The organism is Collinsella sp. BM28, from assembly GCF_054551995.1.
On sequence record NZ_JBTOLJ010000001.1, the window covers coordinates 52,062 to 70,330 of the forward strand.

Below are 18,269 nucleotides of genomic sequence, written 5' to 3' on the forward strand. Positions count from 1 at the left end.
CTTTCCGCAGGAAGTGGTGCGCCGCGATAGCTTACACAGGCAGGATACGGAGGAATCATGCTCGACATCAAGTTTGTACGCGAGAACCCCGAGGTGCTCGACGCCGCCATGGCCAACCGTCAGGGCAGCTGGGACCGCGAGCGCTTCTTCGCGCTCGATGAGGAGCGTCGCTCCGTCATCTCGCAGGTCGAGGACCTGCAGGCGACCCGCAACGCCGAATCCAAGAAGATCGGCATGCTCATGAAGGAGGGCAAGCGCGAGGAGGCCGAGGCCGCCAAGGATGCCGTGCGCCAGGTCAACGAGCAGATCGAGGGTCTCGCCGCCCGCCGCTCGGAGCTCGACGCCGAGGTCTCCGACTTCATGGCCCGCATCCCCAACATCCCCTGCGAGGCGACTCCCGTCGGCAAGGACGAGAACGAGAACCCCGAGCGCCGTCGCGTGGGCGAGCCCCGCGACTTCGCCGCCGAGGGATTCGATCCGAAGGCCCACTGGGATCTGGGCACCGTGACCGGCATCCTCGATTTCGACCGCGGCGCGAAGCTCTCCGGCGCCCGCTTCACCGTGCTCTCCGGTGCCGGCGCGACGCTCGACCGTGCGCTGCAGTGCTTCTTCCTCAACACCCACATCGCCCGTGGCTTCAAGGAGTTCATCCCGCCGGTGATCGTCAATCGCGAGATCATGTACGGCACGGGCCAGCTGCCCAAGTTCGAGGACGACGCCTACCACACCGGCGAGGACCAGTTCCTGATCCCCACGGCCGAGGTCGCGCTCACCAACCTGCACGCCGGCGAGGTGCTCGACGCCTCGAGCCTGCCGCTGCGCTATACCGCCGGCACCCCCTGCTTCCGAGAGGAGGCGGGCTCCGCGGGTCGCGATACGCGCGGCATCATCCGCCAACACCAGTTCACCAAGGTCGAGATGGTCAAGTTCGCCCGTCCCGAGGAGTCCGATGACGAGCTCGAGAGCATGGTCGCCGAGGCCGAGTACCTCCTGCAGCAGCTTGGCCTGCCCTATCGCGTGATCAGCCTGTGTACCGGTGACCTGGGCTTCTCTGCCCGTCAGACCTACGATATCGAGGTTTGGCTGCCGAGCTATAACGCCTACAAGGAGATCTCCTCCTGCTCCAACTGCGGCGACTTCCAGGCCCGCCGTGCCAACATCAAGTACCGCGACCCAGAGAACTTCAAGGGCACGCGCTTCGTGCACACCCTCAATGGCTCCGGCCTGCCCACCGGCCGCACGATGGCTGCCATCATGGAGAACTACCAGAATGCGGACGGCTCCATCACGGTGCCCGAGGTCCTGCGCTCCTACATGGGCGGCATCGAGAAGATCGAGCCGCTGGCGTAGGGGGGCGGCCATCTTCTCCCATGGAGCGCCGGCGCGCCATATGCGCAACCAGCCCTTCACCGTTCGCATCGGCGCCCCAAGGAGGCCCGCGATGCTCGTATGGCCGTGGCCATCGGCGAACGGCTCCGCAGCCCCTCCTCTTCAGCACCTCGCCGTATTGTGCCCTCAGGTCGCACGTCATGAAGACGCCTCCCATTTCTCGTGTCCAAGAAATGGGAGGCGGTTCAGAAAACACGTGCCCGGGCGACCCGCTTTAAGGAGGTCGGGCAAAAGGGGCCCGTTCGCTAGCGCGTTGTGCCCTCATGTCGCGCGCGGATGAAGTCGCGGTACCAGGCGAAGCTGTCCTTCTTGATGCGCTCGAAGGACCCGTTGCCGTGGTTATCGGCATCCACGTACACCACGCCGTAGCGCTTCTCCATCTCACAGCTGCCGGCGCTCACGATATCGATGACGCCCCACATGATGTAGCCGATCACGTCTACGCCGTCGGCGACCGCCTCGTCGATCTGCTCAAAGTGACGTGCCAGGTAATCGACGCGGTACGGGTCGTGTACCACGGGCTTGCCGCCGCCGTCACGCTCAAGCACATCGCGGGCGCCCATGCCGTTCTCGGAAATGAAAATCGGCTTGCGCACACGGTCGTAGAGCTTGTTGAGCGCCGTGCGCAGGCCCACGGGGTCGATCTGCCAGCCCCACTCGGTGGCCTGCAGATACGGGTTCTTGACGGTGCACACGAGGTTGCCCGCGGTGTGCTCGGCCGTCTCGCTCGTGGAGCACACGCTCGACTGGTAGTATGAAATACTCGCAAAATCGCAGGTGTGGCGCTCTAGCAGCTCCAAGTCATCCTCGCCAAGCTCGATGAGGATGCCGTGCTCGGCAAAGAATCGGTCCATGTAGCCGGGGTAGTACCCGCGGGCGAGGACGTCTACCGCGAGCCACTGGTTGATCTGCTCCTCGCGGATTGTCTTGAGGTTGTCCTCGGGTGAGCAGGTGTGCGGGTAGTAGCAAAAGTCGGCCACCATGCAACCGGACTGGCAGGCGGGAGCGATTTCACGCTGCATCTGGATAACGCGCGCGCTCGCTACGAACTGGTGGTGAAGTGACTGGAACACGTCGGACTGGTTGTACTCGCCGTCCTCGGGCTTAATGAGGCCCACGCCGTTCCAGGGGCTAAAGTAGCCCGCGTTGATCTCGTTGAACGGCAGGTAATAATCGATGGCGTCGCCCCAGCGCTCGAACACCACGCGCGCAAAGCGCGCGTACAGGTCGATGAGCGCTCGGTTGGTCCAGCCTCCATAGGCTTCGACCAGGTGCAAGGGCAGGGCATAGTGCGTGAGCGTGAGGAACACTTTCATGCCCGCCTTGCGCACGGCGGAGAACACACGGTCGTAGTAGGCGAGCCCCTCGGGATTCGGCTCGGGCTCATCGCCCATGGGGAACAGGCGTGCCCAGCTGATTGAAAACCGGTAGATGTCTATGCCGAGTTCCTGCAGCAGGGCGATGTCCTCCTCCAGATGATGGTAGCCGTCCGATGCCGTGCGGAAAGGATAGGCGCCCCGGGTATCAGTCTTGGCGCGCTCGACAGCCGAGCGAGTGAGCAGGCGGGTTGCCGTGGTGGCATCGCTCGTGCGCGGCAGGTAGGGGCGCACATCCTGTGTGTCGAGCCCCTTGCCGCCGGCGGCAAAAGCTCCCTCGTACTGACTGCTCGCCGTGGCGCCGCCCCACAAGAGTGCGCGCGAGGACGCCGGTCGAGGCAGGGAGGTGAGTTTGCGATCGCGCTCGGCTAGCATGCGGAGCGCCCTTCGAGTGCCTGGCGAACATGGCCGTTCGAGGCGGAAAGTGCTTCGGCCGCCTGAGCGGCGGGCAGGTTGAGCAGGATGCTCGTGACGGCGAGCTTGACGCTGCCGTTCGCCTCCTCGAGGGCGGCAGCTGCCGCCTCGGGCGTGCAGTCGCAAGCCTCGATCACGATGTTACGTGCGCGTGCGTGGAGCTTCTGGTTGGTTTGCTTTACATCGACCATGAGGTTTTGGTACACCTTGCCGGTGAGCGTCATGGCGCCGGTCGAGATCATGTTGAGCACCAGCTTTTGAGCGGTACCGGCCTTGAGGCGGGTAGAGCCGGTGAGAACTTCCGGGCCCGTTACGGGTTCGATGGCGAGCTCCGCCACCTCTCCGATGCGCGATGTGGGCACGCAGGCTACGGCCGCCGTCTTGCAGCCGAGCTCACGCGCGTAGGTGAGGCCGCCGATCACGTACGGCGTGCGGCCGCTCGCGGCGAGGCCCACCACGAAGTCACGCTCGCACAGGTCGATCGCGCGTAGGTCGCCCTCGCCCTGGGAGGTGTCGTCCTCGGCGCCTTCGCGGGCTTTGACGAACGCGTCCTCGCCGCCGGCGATGAGGCCGACCACCAGGTCGTTGTCGACGCCGAACGTGGGCGGGCACTCCACCGCGTCGAGCACGCCCAAGCGCCCGCTTGTTCCCGCGCCCAGGTAGATGATGCGGCCACCGTCGGCAAGACACGAGGCGGCCCACTGGATCGCCTGCGCCACCTGCGGCAGCACGCACTCGACCGCCTTCACCGCGTTGGCGTCCTCGGCGTTCATGGCCTGCGCGATCTCAAGCGGGCTGAACGTGTCGAGCTCAAGGGTGAGCGGGTTGCGCTGTTCGGTGGTGAGTTTGGAGAGGTCTACCATTTTTTGAGCGTCCTTTACTGGTTGAGGTTGCCCATGGCCTGATACATCTCGATCATCTCGGCGATGGGCTCCTTGGCGAGGATGGCGGTCATGAGATGGTCTTGCGCATGCACAAGCATCACGTTGACCTCAGTGTGGTTGCCGCTCGCCTCTTTGGTGAGCAGGGAGGTCTGGATGTGATGCGCCTCGAGCACCGACGCCTCCGCCTGCTCGATGAGCTCCTTCGCGCCGGCGAAGTCGCCCTGCTTGGCGAGCGCGAGCGCCTCGTAGGCCTTGCTGCGTGCATCGCCCGCCTGCGCGATCAGGCCAAAGGCGATCATCTCGGGGGAGGTCTCGGTCGGCTCGTTCATGTGAGGGGCCTTTCTTTGGGGTGTGCATTACTATCCCTCATGCGGGTTCGTGTTGAAGATAGACCATGCGCAAAACTCCGACAAGGACGGTCGAAGGCGAGTCAAACGCTGTGGCCCCATCCGGCGCTCACATGTTTCGTCATGGCATCTACCATAACGAAACCGCACGTAAACGGTGGTATAGGCAAAATCGTTCACCGACTTTTCCGATTGCACGCTAGCGGGCGGCTTTTGCCGTTGAGGGTAAAACATGTCACGCGAGTCCTCCACAGCCGGCGATTTTCAACCGTTTACGGCCCATTCGTGTCAGAAATTGAAATTAAATTTCTTGTACCATGCTTATAGCTGACAAATAATTTTCACTATCTACAATGGCCTTACAGGTTGGAGGTACGCCCCATGGCAAGCCTGCTGGTACGTTTAAAGCAGCATAAGGACAGCGCAAGCCCGGCTGAGCGCGACTTGATCGGGAGGATTCTCGAGGCACCCGGAGAGATCTCTGGGCTGAGCATCCACGAGCTGGCGGCATACACGTTCGCCTCCCCGTCGACCATCACCCGTATGTGTAAAAAGCTGGGCCTCAAGGGATATAAGGAGTTCCAACGTTTTCTCATATACGATCTAGCGCTTCTACGTGAGAACGAGTTGTCCAAGATTGACGATCTGGCGCCCACCGACACGACGCGGCAGACCATCGAGAAGGTCACGAGGGGCAACGTCGACTCGTTGCGCTTGGTGGGCAAACTCAACGATCCCGAGGTGTACGACACATGCGTTGACCTTATGGAAGCCGCGCGCACCATCAACCTGTTCGGGATGGGGGCATCGCTGCTCTCAGCTCGCGACCTGCACTACAAACTCTTGAGGATTGGGGTGAACTGCAACCTGATTGACGACTGGCATGGGCAGTTGCTGTATGCCTCGAATAGCGGTCCGGATGACCTCTCGATTGCGATTAGCTATTCGGGTTCGACCGATGAGGTTAACACGTGTGCGCGCTTGGCTCACGAGCGAGGTGGCAAGGTGATCGCCATCACCGGCGCTGGCTTTGAGTCCGAGCTCACGCGCAGCGCCGACCAGATCCTCTTTGTCGGATCGACCGAACCGCTCATGCGCTCCGCCGCCATGGCATCGCGCATCGGCCAGCTGGGAGTCATCGATATCCTGTTCAAATCATTCGTCAATCGCAACTATGAGCGCTTTTCGGAGGTATTGGAGAAAAACCAGATCCGAAAGCACCAGTGAAAGGTGGTTACCATGAAGGACTACAAGATCCTGCTCGTCTGTTCCGGTGGCATGTCCACCACCATCTTGATGACCAAGATGCAGAAGTACGCGGAGGAGAAGGGCTTTGGCCTCAAGGTCGATGCCTGCGCCATGGGCGTGTGCCAGGACAAGGCGCCCGAGTACGACGTCATCCTGCTCGGCCCGCAGATCGCCTATCAGAAGGGCGGCATCGCCGCCAAGGTGTCCATCCCGGTTGCCGCCATGCAGCCCCAGGATTACGCGATGGCTCGCTGCGAGAACATCTTCAAGCAGGTCGATGAGATTTTGGGCTAAGGCCCACGTGCGCTCGGCAGTCGAGTGCCCTTGAGTAAGAAAGGATGCGAACACATGGACAAGTTCCAAGCGTTCCTCGATAGGTCTCTCGGGCCTATCATGAGCAAGCTCGGTGGAAACCGCTATCTGCTTGCTGTGCGCGACGGCGTTGTTTCCGCGCTGCCGCTCATCATCGTTGGCTCGTTCTTCTTGATCGTTGCCATGCCGCCGCTGCCCCAGGACTGGGAGATCTACAAGTTCCTGTCCGGCAACGCGGCCACGATTCTGCTGCCCTACCGCATGACCATGTACATCATGGCGCTCTACGCGGTCTTTGGCATGGGTAACAGCCTCGCCCGTTCTTACAACCTGGACGGCGTTTCGGGCGGTATCCTGTCCGTCATGGCGTTCCTGCTGACCTTCACCCCGGTCAACGTTGCCGCTGAGGCCGAGGCTGGCGTTGCCGGCTTTGTGCTGCCCATGGCCAACCTGGGTGGCGGCGGCCTGTTCGTGGGCATGATCGTGACCTTCATCGCGATTAACGTGTTCCGTTTCACGAACAACTCCAAGTTCAAGATCACCATGCCCGAGCAGGTTCCCCCGTCGGTTGCTCGCTCCTTCGAGGCCCTTACGCCCACGCTCATCGTGATCTTGATCATCGGCTCGCTCACGTACTTCGTGGGCTTCAACTGGCACACCGCGGTCTCCACGCTGATCGCTCCGCTCGTGAGCGCCACCGACACCCTTCCGGGTGTCCTGCTCATCGTCTTCCTTACCTGTTTCTTCTGGTTCTTCGGCATCCACGGCGTGTCAATTGTGGGCTCCATTGCCCGTCCGCTGTGGCTGACCCTGCTTGAGCAGAACGCCAACGCCGTCGCCGCTGGTGCTGCCGGTACCGCCCTGCCCGCCATCTCCGCCGAGCCCTTTTATCAGTGGTTCATTTGGATTGGCGGCTCGGGTTGCACCATCGGCCTCGCGCTGCTGCTCGTGACCGTCTGCCGCTCCAAGTACCTCAAGGATCTTGGCCGTCTGGCCGTCGTTCCGGCGATCTTCAACATCAACGAGCCCCTGATCTTCGGTACGCCCATCGTGCTGAATCTCACCCTCGCGATCCCGTTCATCGTGACGCCCATGGTCTGCGCCGTCATCGCTTGGGTCGTGACCTCCATGGGTCTCGTGAACCAGGTGATCGTGACCGCCCCGTGGACCCTGCCCGGGCCTATCGGTGCCTACCTGGCCACCGGAGGCGACTGGCGTGCCTCGGTGCTGTGCATTGTCCTGATCATCATTTCCGTCCTCTGCTATCTGCCGTTTGTCAAGATGTACGACAAGCAGCAGCTCAAGGAGGAGGGTTCGCTCGAGGAGCAGCCCGCCGCCGACGTCGCGTAGCGCGAGCGATAACGTGACCGCTGTGTAGCCATCGCACGGGTCCCGGGCACAAGGTAGCTCGGGACCCGTTATTGTTTTGAACCTCGTAGGCGCGCCGTGCGGCTCGCCCGCATAGACGAAAGGAACCTCATGAAGCGCTTGGGTATCTCCATCTATCCGGAAAAGGCCACCAGGGAAGAAACGTTCGCCTATATGGAGCGCGCGGCCAAGGCGGGTTTCTCGCGGATCTTTAGCTGTTTGCTTTCGGTCGAAGATGACCGCGAGACGCTCAAGCGCGATTACATCGAGATGAACAATCGCGCACACGAGCTGGGTTTTGAGGTCATGCTCGACTGCAATCCGCGCGTGTTCGACGAGCTTGGCGTGTCGTATAAGGACCTATCGTTCTTCAAGGAGATCGGCGCGGACGGCATTCGCCTGGATATGGGCTTTAGTGGCAGCGAGGAATCGCTCATGACGTTCAACCCGCAAGGGTTGCTCGTCGAGATTAACATGAGCAACGACACCCACTACGTGGACACCATCATGGATTATTGTCCCGACACGAATCACCTGGTGGGGTGTCACAACTTCTATCCACACAACTACTCCGGCCTCACGCTCGAGCACTTTACCAAGTGCACCGAGAACTTCCGCCGCCATGGCTTGCAGACGGCCGCGTTCGTAACGTCCCAGGCGAGCGGTACGTTTGCCAACTGGCCCGTGACCGACGGTCTGCCCACGCTTGAGATGCACCGTCACCTGCCGCTGCACCTTCAGGTGGAGCACTTCATCTCCATGGGCACCATCGACGACGTGATCATCTCGAACTGCTATCCGAGCGATGAGGAGCTCGCTATTTTGAAGGACCTGCCGCGCAACCTCGTGTGCTTTGACGTTGAACTCATCGAGGGTCTGCCCGAGGTCGAGCGCTCCATCGTGCTCGACGAGCTACACTTCAACCGCGGCGATGTCTCGGTCAACTTTCTGCGCTCCACGCAGAGTCGCGTCAAGTACAAGGGCCACGAGTTCAAGGTCCTCAACGCCCCTGCCACAATCCGTCGCGGCGACGTGGTGATTGAGAGCAGCGAGTACGGCCACTATGCCGGTGAGCTGCAGATCGCCCTTTCCGATATGGAGAACAGCGGCAAGAGCTCCGTGGTGGGCCACGTGCTCGACATCGAGCACTTCCTGCTCGATACGATTCGCCCGTGGCAGAAGTTCCGCTTTAGGGAGGCGTGCTAGGCATGCAGTGGATCGGCGTGGACGGCGGGGGTACCAAGACTCTGTTCGAGCTGTACGACAACGACATGAACATGCTGCAGCAGCTGCGCCTGCCCACGTGCCACGCCGGTCAGGTGGGCTACGACGGCATGCACGCGGTGCTCGCCGAGGGCGTGGAGGCACTCGCGGCGGCAGCTGGTGACGAGGTGGGCATTGGCTTTGGCCTAGCGGGCTACGGTCAGGACCCCCGCATCCGCGCCTCGATCGAGGAGGTCGTGCGCGCGGTCGCCGGTGAGCGCCCATTCGAGCTGGTGAACGACGTGCGCGCTGCTTGGGCCTCGAGCCTCGCTGTGCGCGATGGCGTCGCGGTCATTTGCGGGACGGGCTCAATCGCCTACGCCGTCCGCGGCGAGCGGGAGCAGCGCGCCGGAGGCTGGGGCTATCAGATCGGTGACGAGGGGAGCGGCTGGTGGATCGGCCGCGAGCTGCTGCGTCTGTTCAGCCGCCAAGCCGATGGACGCGATGAGCGAGGCCCGCTGTTCGATGTCGTGATGGAGCGGCTGGGGCTTTCCGAGCCCTCCGACTTGATCCTGTACGTCCGTGATGAGCTGGGGGGCGAGCGCGCGAAGGTGGCATCGCTCACGAGCGTGATGCGTGACGCCGCTCTGGCGGGGGATCCCTTTGCATTGAACGTGTACGAGCGCGCGGCTTCCGAGTTGGCGCAAATCGCCTCCGCCGCCGTCGAGGGGCTGTTTGAGCACGGCGAGTACGCTCCCGTGGGGTATGTGGGCGGCGTGTTCGAGGGAGCGGGCGAGCTGCTGTTCTCGCCATTGCGCCGTGCGCTGCCCGAGGGCTTTGAGCTTGTCGAGCCGGCGTTCGGGCCTGCGGCGGGTCCCTGCCTGCTCCTGCGCCAGCGACTTGGGGAGTAGGAGGCGCCATGCTAGCGATTGGATTGATGTCCGGCACCAGCTTGGATGGCGTGGACTGTGTCCTTGTGGATATCGACGGCGTGGACGAGTCCACGCGTGTAGAGTTGCGCGAGTTCATCACCTATCCCATGCCCGATGCCACGAAGGCTCGGATTTTGGAGGCGGTGGCGCCCGGGGGCGGGGATTCGCGTCTGCTGTGCTCGCTCCATGCCGAGTTGGGCCACCTGTTCTCACGTGCGGTCGCCGCGGTGTGCGAAAAGGCCGGGGTTGCGCCCGGTGATGTCGCGTTCGTTGCCAGCCATGGTCAGACGATTTGGCACGAGCCGGGTGCATCGCGCGATTACGCGGATGGCAGCCGCTTTCATGCCGGAACGTTGCAGCTGGGCGATGCCGCCGCGATCGCCTTCGACCATAACATCCGCGTGGTGTATGACTTCCGCGCCATGGATGTGGCTGCCGGCGGCCAAGGCGCGCCCCTCGTGCCGTTCTCTGAGATCGTGCTGTACGGTTCGACCGAACACAACCGCGTGCTGCTGAACATCGGCGGCATCGGGAACGTCACCGTGCTGCCGCGCGGGAGCCGTGCGGGCGACGTGTTCGCCTTCGACACCGGCCCGGGCAACATGGCGGTTGATGAGGCATGCCGTCGTCTGTTCGGCGTCGAGTATGACGAGGGCGGGCGCGTCGCGGCGCGCGGACGCGTGGATGAGGGCGTGCTTGCCGAGTTGCTCAAGCATGGGTTCTTTGGCATGGAGCCGCCCAAGTCGACCGGTCGCGAGATGTTTGGTATGCAGTTCGTTGAGGAGTTCCTTGCGGCGCACCCCCAGATGGACCCCGAGGATGCAGTCGCCACGCTCACCGAGTTCACCGCGGCGAGTGTGGCGGATGCTTGCGAGCGTTTCGTTGCCCCGAGGCTCGACGGGGAGCTCGACGAACTGATTGTGGGCGGTGGTGGCGCGCACAACGCCACGCTCGTGACGCGTATCGCGGCCCGCATGCCGAATACACATGTGTGCACGCAAGACGAGTTGGGCTATTCTTCCGACGCGAAAGAAGCGGTCGCCTTCGCCGTGCTGGGCAACCAGACGCTGAGCGGGCGCCCCTCAAATGTTCCCTCCGCCACCGGCGCGTGTGAGTCGGTTGTGCTGGGTAGTGTTATCAATCCCCCGAGGAGCAGGTAATGAGTAGAAAGACCAAGGCGCAGATCGCCGCCCGTGGGACTGCGGCGGACCCGTCGCGCAAAGATGCCGAGAGACTGCGCACCGAGGCAAAGCAGAGCGTCCAGAAGTCAGCCAAGCTCGTAGGTGTCATGCCCGAGGATCTGGCGAACGAGGTGACGGCAACGGGTTCCGTCCCGTTTACATTCAAGAGTGCGTTCCTTTTGGGTGGGGCAGTCTTGCTGGGAACAATCGTCATCCCATTTTTCGCGTCAAAGGCGGGTGTTGGGATCGGGCTTTCGACGACCTGCGCCGCGCCGGTCTTGACGGCAAGCGCGCTCGCGTTCTCCCGGTTCTTCCTCGACTCAAAGCGCGGGCTCTGCCAGGGGTTTTTCATTACGTTCGCGGTCGCCCTCGCGTCGCTCACGCTCCTGTGCTGGTTGCTGTTCTTCCGGGGCATCATGGTGTAGACGGGCAGCCCCAACACATTTCACGTGTTGAACGACGGTCGCCTTCGGGCGGCCGTTTTTGTTTGGGGGAGTAGCACGGCGTCCGGACAAACCTCGGCGCTCTCCATCGAATACGAACAGAAGTTCCACGAACAAATGTTCCGTTATTGGGTAAACTAGATGACGAGGAGAGCGGTCGAGTTGAAAGGGGAGTGGCGATGCTCGATCTGTTTGATTGCGGAGCGATGCTGTTTGAGAGCGACCAGGATGAGGAGGTACTGCGTATCGAGTGCGCAATGACGCCCGAGGGCGCGTTGGAGGTGATGCAGGAAAGCGATGGCCCGCTTACCGAGTGGTGCTTTGAGGAGACGCCGCATCGCATCGAGGCGGTGGTGGAACCCGCGGAACTCGACGCGCTTATGGAGTACTTCCATGTGGATGAGCCTTACCAGTTGCCGGCGATTCTCCGGCTGGAGTACACGGGCTACGACTGCTTCCTGCGCCTGCGTGCCCTCCTGCGCCGTTTGGCGGTCCCGTACACCGTTCTCGAGGCCGCGATTGCGCGCTGAGGGGAGAGGAAAGGGGGAATGGATATGCCTGAGCTTGTTGACGTGGTCGAGGTGGAGCCTTTGGATGGCTATCGCCTACGTCTTGTTTTTGAAGATGGGAAGCGGGGCATTTTGATGTCGCTCCCTATTTGGGCATCGGCGTCTTTTGCAAGCTCGAGGAATAGCTGCTAGTTTCAGGAATCTGAAAAAGTGGCGAAGAATCCTTGACGGGGTGCATGATTGGTGGCACTATATACTTTGCGTTGCGGCGTTACCTCAGCTGGATAGAGGGTCTGACTACGAATCAGAACGTCACAGGTTCGAATCCTGTACGCCGCACCAGTCGAAATGAGAACCCGGGTCGTCTAAGCGGCTCGGGTTTTTTTAATGTGGCATCGCTGTGAAAAGGATGAGAGGGTGGGGTCGTGATGGCTTGAGGCCGTGGCCCAACACCGCCGTCCTATCGTTGCAACCGAAGTCGCCGCTGGGGTTGCCTCCGTCGAAAAGATTTTAGGTTTAGTGCTTGACTCCGCCATGGGCGCGTGGCAATATATTCCGTGCGTTGCGGCGTTACCTCAGCTGGATAGAGGGTCTGACTACGAATCAGAACGTCACAGGTTCGAATCCTGTACGCCGCACCAGTCGAAATGAGGACCCGGGTCGTCTAAGCGGCCCGGGTTTTTTATACAACGTTTGCGTTGCGAGCGTCTTGGGTGCCCATTTACCTCGGACCGCATATCGCTTCGGCTTTAGTAATAAGGTTGATCTTTTATCCACATTACATGCCCTTTTCAGCCTAGTTTCGGGAGTTGCACGCCTGTTTCAGAATGCTGACAGGGCTGTTTCCCCTTTGCATCTATACGTTAACGAGTGGGTCTCGCGCCAGTCCTGAGCGTTCCGGGTGGCATGATGGCCAAGTTGCAATTGCGCCGTGGGCCAATGTGGTCCGGCGCGACCGGTCCACCAGGTTATGTACGCAAAACCGGATTGTTAGGGGATACCATGTTCGACACCGGTTCAACGGCCTTCATGCTCATCTGCACCATGCTCATCTTCCTTATGACCCCAGGTCTCGCATTTTTCTACGGGGGTCTTGCCCGCCGTAAGAACGTCGCCAACACCATGCTCATGACCTTTGTGGTCATTGGTGTCGTCGGTGTGCTCTGGATCCTCGCCGGCTGGTCTTTCGCGTATGGCGGAGACGGATCCATCTCGTTTTTCGGCGGTTTTGACCAGCTGCTTTGCTTGCCCGTTGTCCAGCAGGTTCTCGAGCAGGCCGTGAACCCACCGGTCGATGCCACCTATCCCGCCATCGTCAACATCGCCTTTCAGATGGCCTTTGCCATGATCACCTCGGCGATTATCACCGGTTCCGTTGCCGGCCGCATGAAGTTCAGGGCGATCGTGCTGTTCCTGGGCATATGGGTGCTGGTTGTGTACGCCCCGCTCGCACACATGGTGTGGGGCGGCGAAGGCTCGTTGATTGGCGAGCAGATCGGCGCGCTCGACTTCGCCGGTGGTGACGTGGTCCACATTTCCTCCGGCCTCACCGGTCTGGTGCTTTGCATCGCACTGGGCGGCCGTCGCGGTTTCGGTGTCATGAGTTACCGTCCGCACAACGTGCCTTTTGTTGCCCTCGGTGCTGGTCTGCTGTGGTTCGGTTGGTTTGGCTTCAACGCCGGTTCGCAGTTTGCCGCCGACGGCGTTGCCGCCCTCGCGTTGCTCAACACCGTCACCGCAAGTGCGTCGGGCCTGGTGTCGTGGCTGATTGTAGAGCGACTTGCAACGGGAAGGCCCACGCTGGTGGGCGCCAGCACGGGCCTGGTGGCAGGCTTGGTTGCCATCACGCCGAGCGCGGGCTTCGTCGAGCCCTGGGCTGCGCTGATCATTGGCGCCGCGGTCCCGCCCGTGTGCTACTTCGCCATCTCGCACCTCAAGGCTCGCTTCGGTTACGACGACGCGCTTGACGCGTTCGGTTGCCACGGCATCGGCGGTATCGTTGGCGGCATCCTCACCGGCCTGTTCTGCGTGCCCGAGCTGTCATGGACGTCCTTTGGTGGTCTGCTCTACACCGGCGATCCCACGCTGCTCGTCGCGCAGGTCCTGGGCATTGTGGTCACGGTCGCCATCGTCCTCGTTCTCGATCTTGCCATCGTGTTTGCAGTGAAGGCTCTTTGCGGCGGCAGCCTGCGTGTTGAGGAGTCCGAGGAGGCCTTGGGCCTGGATATCTCCGAGCACGGCGAGAGCGCCTACCCCGCCTTCACGGGTTTGGACTAGGCCTACCCGCGAGTCCGTTTGACTCGCCAACCAGCGCGTATAGATGAAATGATAGGAGTAGCCATGAAGAAACTGACCGCTGTTGTTCGTCAGGAGAAGCTTGAGGTTCTCAAGCAGGCGCTGTTCGATAAGGGCATTCGCGGCATGACCATCTCTCAGGTACAGGGCTGCGGCAACCAGCACGGCTGGAAGGAGTACGTGCGTGGTACCGAGGTCCTTCTCAACACCATCCCCAAGGTCGAGTTCGAAATCGTCGTGGACGACGAGCAAGTAAATGATCTGGTGCAGGTCGTTTGCGATGCGGCCCGAACGGGGGAGGTCGGGGATGGAAAGATCTTCGTGACCCCTGTGGAGGACGTCATTCGCATCCGCACCGGCGAACACGGGCCCGCCGCGCTGTAGCGGCTCTGGGCGTTGCGGGTAGGAGCGTTGCGCTCCGCTGCAGGTCGTTATGCTTTGCCGTTACCTTCGCCGTGAATGTATGCTCGGACGATGGGGTCGACCCTTTGGGCGCCCCGTCGTCCAAGTTCGTCAATGATGCGTTGTGGCAGCGCGTGCTCTCCTGTCTGCGCATTTTGGAGCAGCGTCGCCTTGAGCTCATCCTCGCCGAGACTCACCCGCGCCGTGCCGGCGTCCAAGCGCACGCGGACCTGCTCAAACCCCAGGCTATGCAGGTAGTCCTCGCAGGCTTGAACAACATGAAGCTTCTCCGCGGTGAGGACTTCACCACAGGGGACACGCGTTGCCAGACAGGCTCCTGCCGGGAGGTTCCACACCTCGTGCCCCCAGGCGCGCAGCACCTCGCGCTCCTCTGCCTTGCTCCAACCTGTTTCCATGAGGGGGGATTTCGCGCCAAGTTCTCGCACGGCGCGCGTGCCGGGGCGGTAGTCTCCGGCGTCGTCGGCATTGCTGCCCTCCAGGACCACGTGCGCTCCAAGCTCATGCGCGGCATCCATGATGCGTTGGAATCCCAAGCGCTTGCAGTGATAGCAGCGATCTGCGGGGTTCTTCGCCACGGTGGGATCCGAAAGCGGATCGACCGCGATGCTGACCACATGGGCCCCTAGGCGCTCAAACCGCTCCCGCTCTCGTTCGAACGATGCGCGCTCGGGCGTTCCCACCAGGGGTGTATCGAGGTGAATGAGATGCACATGGCTCGGGGGCAGCGCACGCACGCAGACCGCGGCGAGGAAGGTGCTGTCCACCCCGCCCGAAAATCCGATGGCGACGCTTTCGTACGACCGAAGCAGCTCGATAAGCCGTTGCATCTTCTCGTCGCTGCAAATCGATATTGGTATGTCGATTCTTGTGCTCATGGAAGGTATCTTACCCAACGAGCCGTTACAATGCTTGCCGAGGGCGAGGTTGATGGCTTCGCATCTCAATTCGCATCATATCGACATGTTCTCGGCGCCGTGCGAGACTGACGTTAAGAGGAGAGCCATGCAGCCCATTCAAGCGATTCTTTTTGACATGGACGGCACGCTCGTCGATTCCGAGCGGGTGAGTCAGGCGGCGTGGAAGCTCGCCGCCCACGACTTGGGATTCGAGCTCCCCGATGCGCTCACCCAGTCGTTCATTGGCCGCACCGCGCCATCGGTGCATGCCCTGGTGGCGAATCACCTGCATGGAGATGAGGCTCTCGCCGAGGAGTGCTTCCGCCTGCATCACGTGCATTTTGATCGCATTTGCGAGACGGACCTCACGTTGATGCCCGGCGCCCGCGAGGCGCTCGAGGAGCTGAGCACCGCCGGATATCCGCTCGCTTTGGCAACTTCAACCTACCGCGCGAAGGCCATTCCGCGTCTTGAGCGCTTTGGGCTGCTCGACATGTTCGCCACGATGACCACGGGCGACGAGATTGAGAACGGCAAGCCGGCACCCGACATCTTCCTGTTGGCGGCGGAACGTATGGGCGTCGAGCCGGCCAACTGCGCGGTGGTAGAGGACTCGCATAACGGTGTCCGCTCTGGTCACGCCGCCGGCGCGCGGGTCTTCATGATTCCCGACATGGTGCCGCCCACCAGCGAGATTGAGGCCATGTGCACGGCGATCCTCGGCAGCCTGCATGAGTTGCCCGCCGCGATTGCCGCCGTGAACGGATAAATTGCACCGACGGGGTAATGCGCGCGCCATTGGGGGTTGTCCCTAATGGCGCGCTCGGTAAATACGCAAATGCGGGGTTAAATTGACGACGCGCGAGTAGACAGAGTTCCCCTTTTGACAAAACCGCAGGTAGTTGTGTTGTCAAAAACAAGCTCTACTTGGCGTAACAGATTTTAACCTCGCATTTGCGTATTTCTTTCTTCAGGTACGTGGAGTTTGCTGGGCGTTGAGAATCCCGAGCCCATCACCACTGCGGAAAGCTATGAGCAGAATTTCACCAATGAGGGCGGCTTTGAGTTCCGCTTTAGGTATCTCAAGAACATCATGGGTTTGTGGATGAATCAGTCGGTCCGTCGTGAGATTAACGGCGTGGACTACGTTGAGGGGAAGACCGCACACAAAGCGATGCTCGACCACAAGGTCGGCTTTGACGAGCTGTGCGACCTGTGCCGCGAAGCAGAACCGTTCGAGGCCTACCTGCCCCAGTTCTATCCGGGCCGCGGCACCATCACCTTCCTCGGCATCACGCAGGATGGTGACGGCTACTTCAAGTTCGTGGTCGCCGAGGGCGAGAACGTGGATGGCCCGATCTTCACCTTTGGCGACACCAACATGCGCATGAAGTTCTCGGATGGTGCCCGGCAAGTCCGAGATTGCCGAGGCGTCCTGCGCGCTCATGAAGAGCTACGAAGCGATTGTGTGGGCGCACCACGGCCTGTTCGCGGCCGGTCCGGATTTCGACACGACCTTTGGCCTCGCGCACACCATCGAGAAGGCGGCGGAGATCTACCTCGCGGCCCGTGCGGCTAACGGCGGTTCGGACGACTTCCTCAACCGCATTTCCGACCAGGATCTTCGTGATACCTGCCGCGATTTCTTCATGCAGGGTGCGATCCGTGCGGCGGAAGATGATTTTGAGAATGACGTCTGCGGGACCACGCTTGCCGCGCTCTCCGGTCAGGATGTTGCGTTCGTGCGGGCGATGGCCCAAGATGATCGCCCCTCGCGCCGTCGCCGGAGGAGCCCATGCGGGCTCCTGCCTAACCCGACTACAGGTACCCACTGATATCCAGGTCCGGATCGGCGAAGTCGGTGGCGTTGTGCTCTCCGGAGCTTGCGCGTGCGAGCAGGAATGGCCGCACCAGAGCCTGATGATTCTCGGTGGGCATGGCGTTGCCCGCCCTGCGGTTGTCTTCAATCTGCGCGATGAGGTACTGCACGCCCTTGCGACCAATTTCGTACCCGGGGGGAGCGATGGTGGTGAGCGGAACGTTGCCGCTCCAGGCGAGCGGGTTACCGTCACTACCCACAACCTTGATGTTGTCGGGCACGCTGAGCCCGGCGGACTGGATGCCCGCGATGGCTCCGGTGGCGAGCACGTCGGAGAGCGCAATCGCAAAGTCGGGCCGTTCCGACGCGGGGCGCTTGGCAAGGCGGCGCCCGATTGAATATCCATCGCGTGCCAGGTTCCAAGAGCCCTCGTCAATGAACTCGAACGTTACGCCCGTCGTCTCGTGCATGAGGTCTTTGATGCCCGCTATGCGCATGCCGAGCTTTTCAAATTCGTCTTTACCAAAGACCGCAACGTGATGGGCGCCGGCTTCGATGGCGTGTTGGGCCACAAGGCGCCCCTGTGCACGGTTGTCGGCGCCAACAAAATACCCCGGCTCGTCACTGTGGAAGTCGAGGTAGACGGTGGGGACCGAGGGCGTCGCCATGGAGGGCTTCCAGCCGTAGACGCTCATGGGCTGCACGAGGATGCCTGCCATTTGGGTGCCCATAAAGTAGGACAGGTAGCGGGCGGAGAGAATATCGTCGTTGTCCGCGTTGGCGATGAGCAGGCCGTATCCGTGCTTTTGGGCCTCGGCGTTGGCACCGTTGGCGATTTGCAGTGAGATGCCGTGCTCAAGGCTGGGCAGCACGAGGCCGAACGACTGATTTTTGCCACCGGCGAGCATGCGGGCACTCTGGTTGGGCGCGTATCCCAGTTTTGCCGCGACCTCGTTGATGCGCTTAAGCGTTTCGGGGCGCACCTTCTCCGGATGGTTGAAGGCGTTCGATACAGTGCCCAGCGCGACACCCGCCTCGTTGGCGACGTCGTTGATGGTGACGGTGGTATGGCGAGCCATGGGGCCTCCAAAAGCGCCTTGCCGAACGCGGTTATGCGGAAAACCTATCCATTGTATCGCTTCAAAACCTTAATTCGGGAACAGGCGCTAATTTGAGTTTCTCAATCGGGGGCGCGCGTCATCTCAAATGGTCCCAAAAAACAAATACCAT

General features: G+C 61.6%; 18 protein-coding genes, 2 tRNA genes and 1 pseudogene. 16 read left to right on the top strand and 5 right to left on the bottom strand.

Going from position 1 to position 18,269, the window contains the following annotated elements:
* Positions 1-57 precede the first annotated feature (57 nt).
* Entirely contained in the window at positions 58-1,350 is a 1,293-nt protein-coding gene (gene serS / locus ACX9NZ_RS00255) for a serine--tRNA ligase (protein ID WP_407496031.1), read from the top strand.
* 284 nt (positions 1,351-1,634) lie between these two features.
* On the opposite strand, the gene ACX9NZ_RS00260 is transcribed toward serS, so the two are convergent.
* The 3 genes from ACX9NZ_RS00260 to ACX9NZ_RS00270 are packed head-to-tail and all read right to left on the bottom strand — an operon-like array spanning position 1,635 to position 4,392.
* Positions 1,635-3,140: a glycoside hydrolase family 1 protein gene (locus tag ACX9NZ_RS00260; protein ID WP_118652775.1), complete on the bottom strand. Its 1,506-nt coding sequence runs from the start codon at positions 3,138-3,140 to the stop codon at positions 1,635-1,637.
* The gene (gene murQ / locus ACX9NZ_RS00265) at positions 3,134-4,042 is read right to left on the bottom strand and encodes an N-acetylmuramic acid 6-phosphate etherase (RefSeq protein WP_294123129.1); all 909 of its coding nucleotides are present in this window, start codon (positions 4,040-4,042) and stop codon (positions 3,134-3,136) included. Before murQ ends, ACX9NZ_RS00260 begins: the two co-directional genes overlap by 7 nt.
* 14 nt (positions 4,043-4,056) lie before the next feature.
* The gene (locus ACX9NZ_RS00270; protein ID WP_407496034.1) at positions 4,057-4,392 is read right to left on the bottom strand and encodes a PTS lactose/cellobiose transporter subunit IIA; all 336 of its coding nucleotides are present in this window, start codon (positions 4,390-4,392) and stop codon (positions 4,057-4,059) included.
* Positions 4,393-4,791: 399 nt separating this feature from the next.
* Here ACX9NZ_RS00270 and ACX9NZ_RS00275 point away from each other — a divergent pair, with 399 nt between their 5' ends.
* The 12 genes from ACX9NZ_RS00275 (at position 4,792) to ACX9NZ_RS00330 (ending at position 14,285) form a co-directional block, all read left to right on the top strand.
* Positions 4,792-5,637, top strand: a complete 846-nt coding sequence (locus ACX9NZ_RS00275; protein WP_118652778.1) for a MurR/RpiR family transcriptional regulator — start codon at positions 4,792-4,794, stop codon at positions 5,635-5,637.
* A 12-nt stretch (positions 5,638-5,649) separates the two neighbouring features.
* A complete protein-coding gene (locus tag ACX9NZ_RS00280; protein WP_294123125.1) occupies positions 5,650-5,952 on the top strand; it encodes a PTS sugar transporter subunit IIB in 303 nt (100 codons plus the stop codon).
* Positions 5,953-6,006: 54 nt separating this feature from the next.
* Entirely contained in the window at positions 6,007-7,320 is a 1,314-nt protein-coding gene (locus tag ACX9NZ_RS00285) for a PTS sugar transporter subunit IIC (RefSeq protein ID WP_118652782.1), read from the top strand.
* Positions 7,321-7,449: 129 nt separating this feature from the next.
* Entirely contained in the window at positions 7,450-8,544 is a 1,095-nt protein-coding gene (locus ACX9NZ_RS00290) for a DUF871 domain-containing protein (RefSeq protein WP_407496037.1), read from the top strand.
* A 2-nt stretch (positions 8,545-8,546) separates the two neighbouring features.
* Complete coding sequence (locus ACX9NZ_RS00295; RefSeq protein ID WP_294123121.1) at positions 8,547-9,452, top strand: N-acetylglucosamine kinase; 906 nt, start codon at positions 8,547-8,549, stop codon at positions 9,450-9,452.
* 8 nt (positions 9,453-9,460) lie between these two features.
* Positions 9,461-10,633 carry an anhydro-N-acetylmuramic acid kinase AnmK gene (anmK, locus tag ACX9NZ_RS00300; RefSeq protein ID WP_294123118.1) on the top strand — a complete coding sequence of 391 codons (1,173 nt, stop codon included), beginning with the start codon at positions 9,461-9,463 and terminating at the stop codon, positions 10,631-10,633.
* On the top strand, positions 10,633-11,079 hold the full coding sequence (locus ACX9NZ_RS00305; protein ID WP_118652790.1) for a hypothetical protein: 447 nt from the start codon (positions 10,633-10,635) through the stop codon (positions 11,077-11,079). Before anmK ends, ACX9NZ_RS00305 begins: the two co-directional genes overlap by 1 nt.
* 197 nt (positions 11,080-11,276) lie before the next feature.
* A complete protein-coding gene (locus ACX9NZ_RS00310; RefSeq protein ID WP_118652792.1) occupies positions 11,277-11,627 on the top strand; it encodes a hypothetical protein in 351 nt (116 codons plus the stop codon).
* 244 nt (positions 11,628-11,871) lie between these two features.
* A tRNA-Arg gene (locus tag ACX9NZ_RS00315) sits at positions 11,872-11,948 on the top strand.
* A 222-nt stretch (positions 11,949-12,170) separates the two neighbouring features.
* Positions 12,171-12,247, top strand: a tRNA-Arg gene (locus ACX9NZ_RS00320).
* Positions 12,248-12,608: 361 nt separating this feature from the next.
* Positions 12,609-13,883 carry an ammonium transporter gene (locus tag ACX9NZ_RS00325; RefSeq protein ID WP_407496040.1) on the top strand — a complete coding sequence of 425 codons (1,275 nt, stop codon included), beginning with the start codon at positions 12,609-12,611 and terminating at the stop codon, positions 13,881-13,883.
* A 63-nt stretch (positions 13,884-13,946) separates the two neighbouring features.
* On the top strand, positions 13,947-14,285 hold the full coding sequence (locus ACX9NZ_RS00330; protein WP_294160169.1) for a P-II family nitrogen regulator: 339 nt from the start codon (positions 13,947-13,949) through the stop codon (positions 14,283-14,285).
* A gap of 47 nt (positions 14,286-14,332) precedes the next feature.
* Here the strand turns inward: ACX9NZ_RS00330 and larE are convergent, their stop codons facing one another.
* A complete protein-coding gene (gene larE, locus ACX9NZ_RS00335) occupies positions 14,333-15,199 on the bottom strand; it encodes an ATP-dependent sacrificial sulfur transferase LarE (protein ID WP_294160172.1) in 867 nt (288 codons plus the stop codon).
* 127 nt (positions 15,200-15,326) lie between these two features.
* Here larE and ACX9NZ_RS00340 point away from each other — a divergent pair, with 127 nt between their 5' ends.
* The 3 genes and pseudogenes from ACX9NZ_RS00340 (at position 15,327) to ACX9NZ_RS00350 (ending at position 17,055) form a co-directional block, all read left to right on the top strand.
* The gene (locus ACX9NZ_RS00340; protein ID WP_118652800.1) at positions 15,327-15,989 is read left to right on the top strand and encodes an HAD family hydrolase; all 663 of its coding nucleotides are present in this window, start codon (positions 15,327-15,329) and stop codon (positions 15,987-15,989) included.
* 216 nt (positions 15,990-16,205) lie between these two features.
* A pseudogene (locus tag ACX9NZ_RS00345) lies at positions 16,206-16,307 on the top strand (hypothetical protein); the annotation flags it as partial.
* 358 nt (positions 16,308-16,665) lie between these two features.
* Complete coding sequence (locus ACX9NZ_RS00350) at positions 16,666-17,055, top strand: class II aldolase/adducin family protein (protein WP_233546037.1); 390 nt, start codon at positions 16,666-16,668, stop codon at positions 17,053-17,055.
* Here ACX9NZ_RS00350 and ACX9NZ_RS00355 read toward each other — a convergent pair.
* Complete coding sequence (locus tag ACX9NZ_RS00355; RefSeq protein WP_118652806.1) at positions 17,039-18,118, bottom strand: LacI family DNA-binding transcriptional regulator; 1,080 nt, start codon at positions 18,116-18,118, stop codon at positions 17,039-17,041. The genes ACX9NZ_RS00350 and ACX9NZ_RS00355 overlap by 17 nt on opposite strands.
* Positions 18,119-18,269 lie beyond the last annotated feature (151 nt).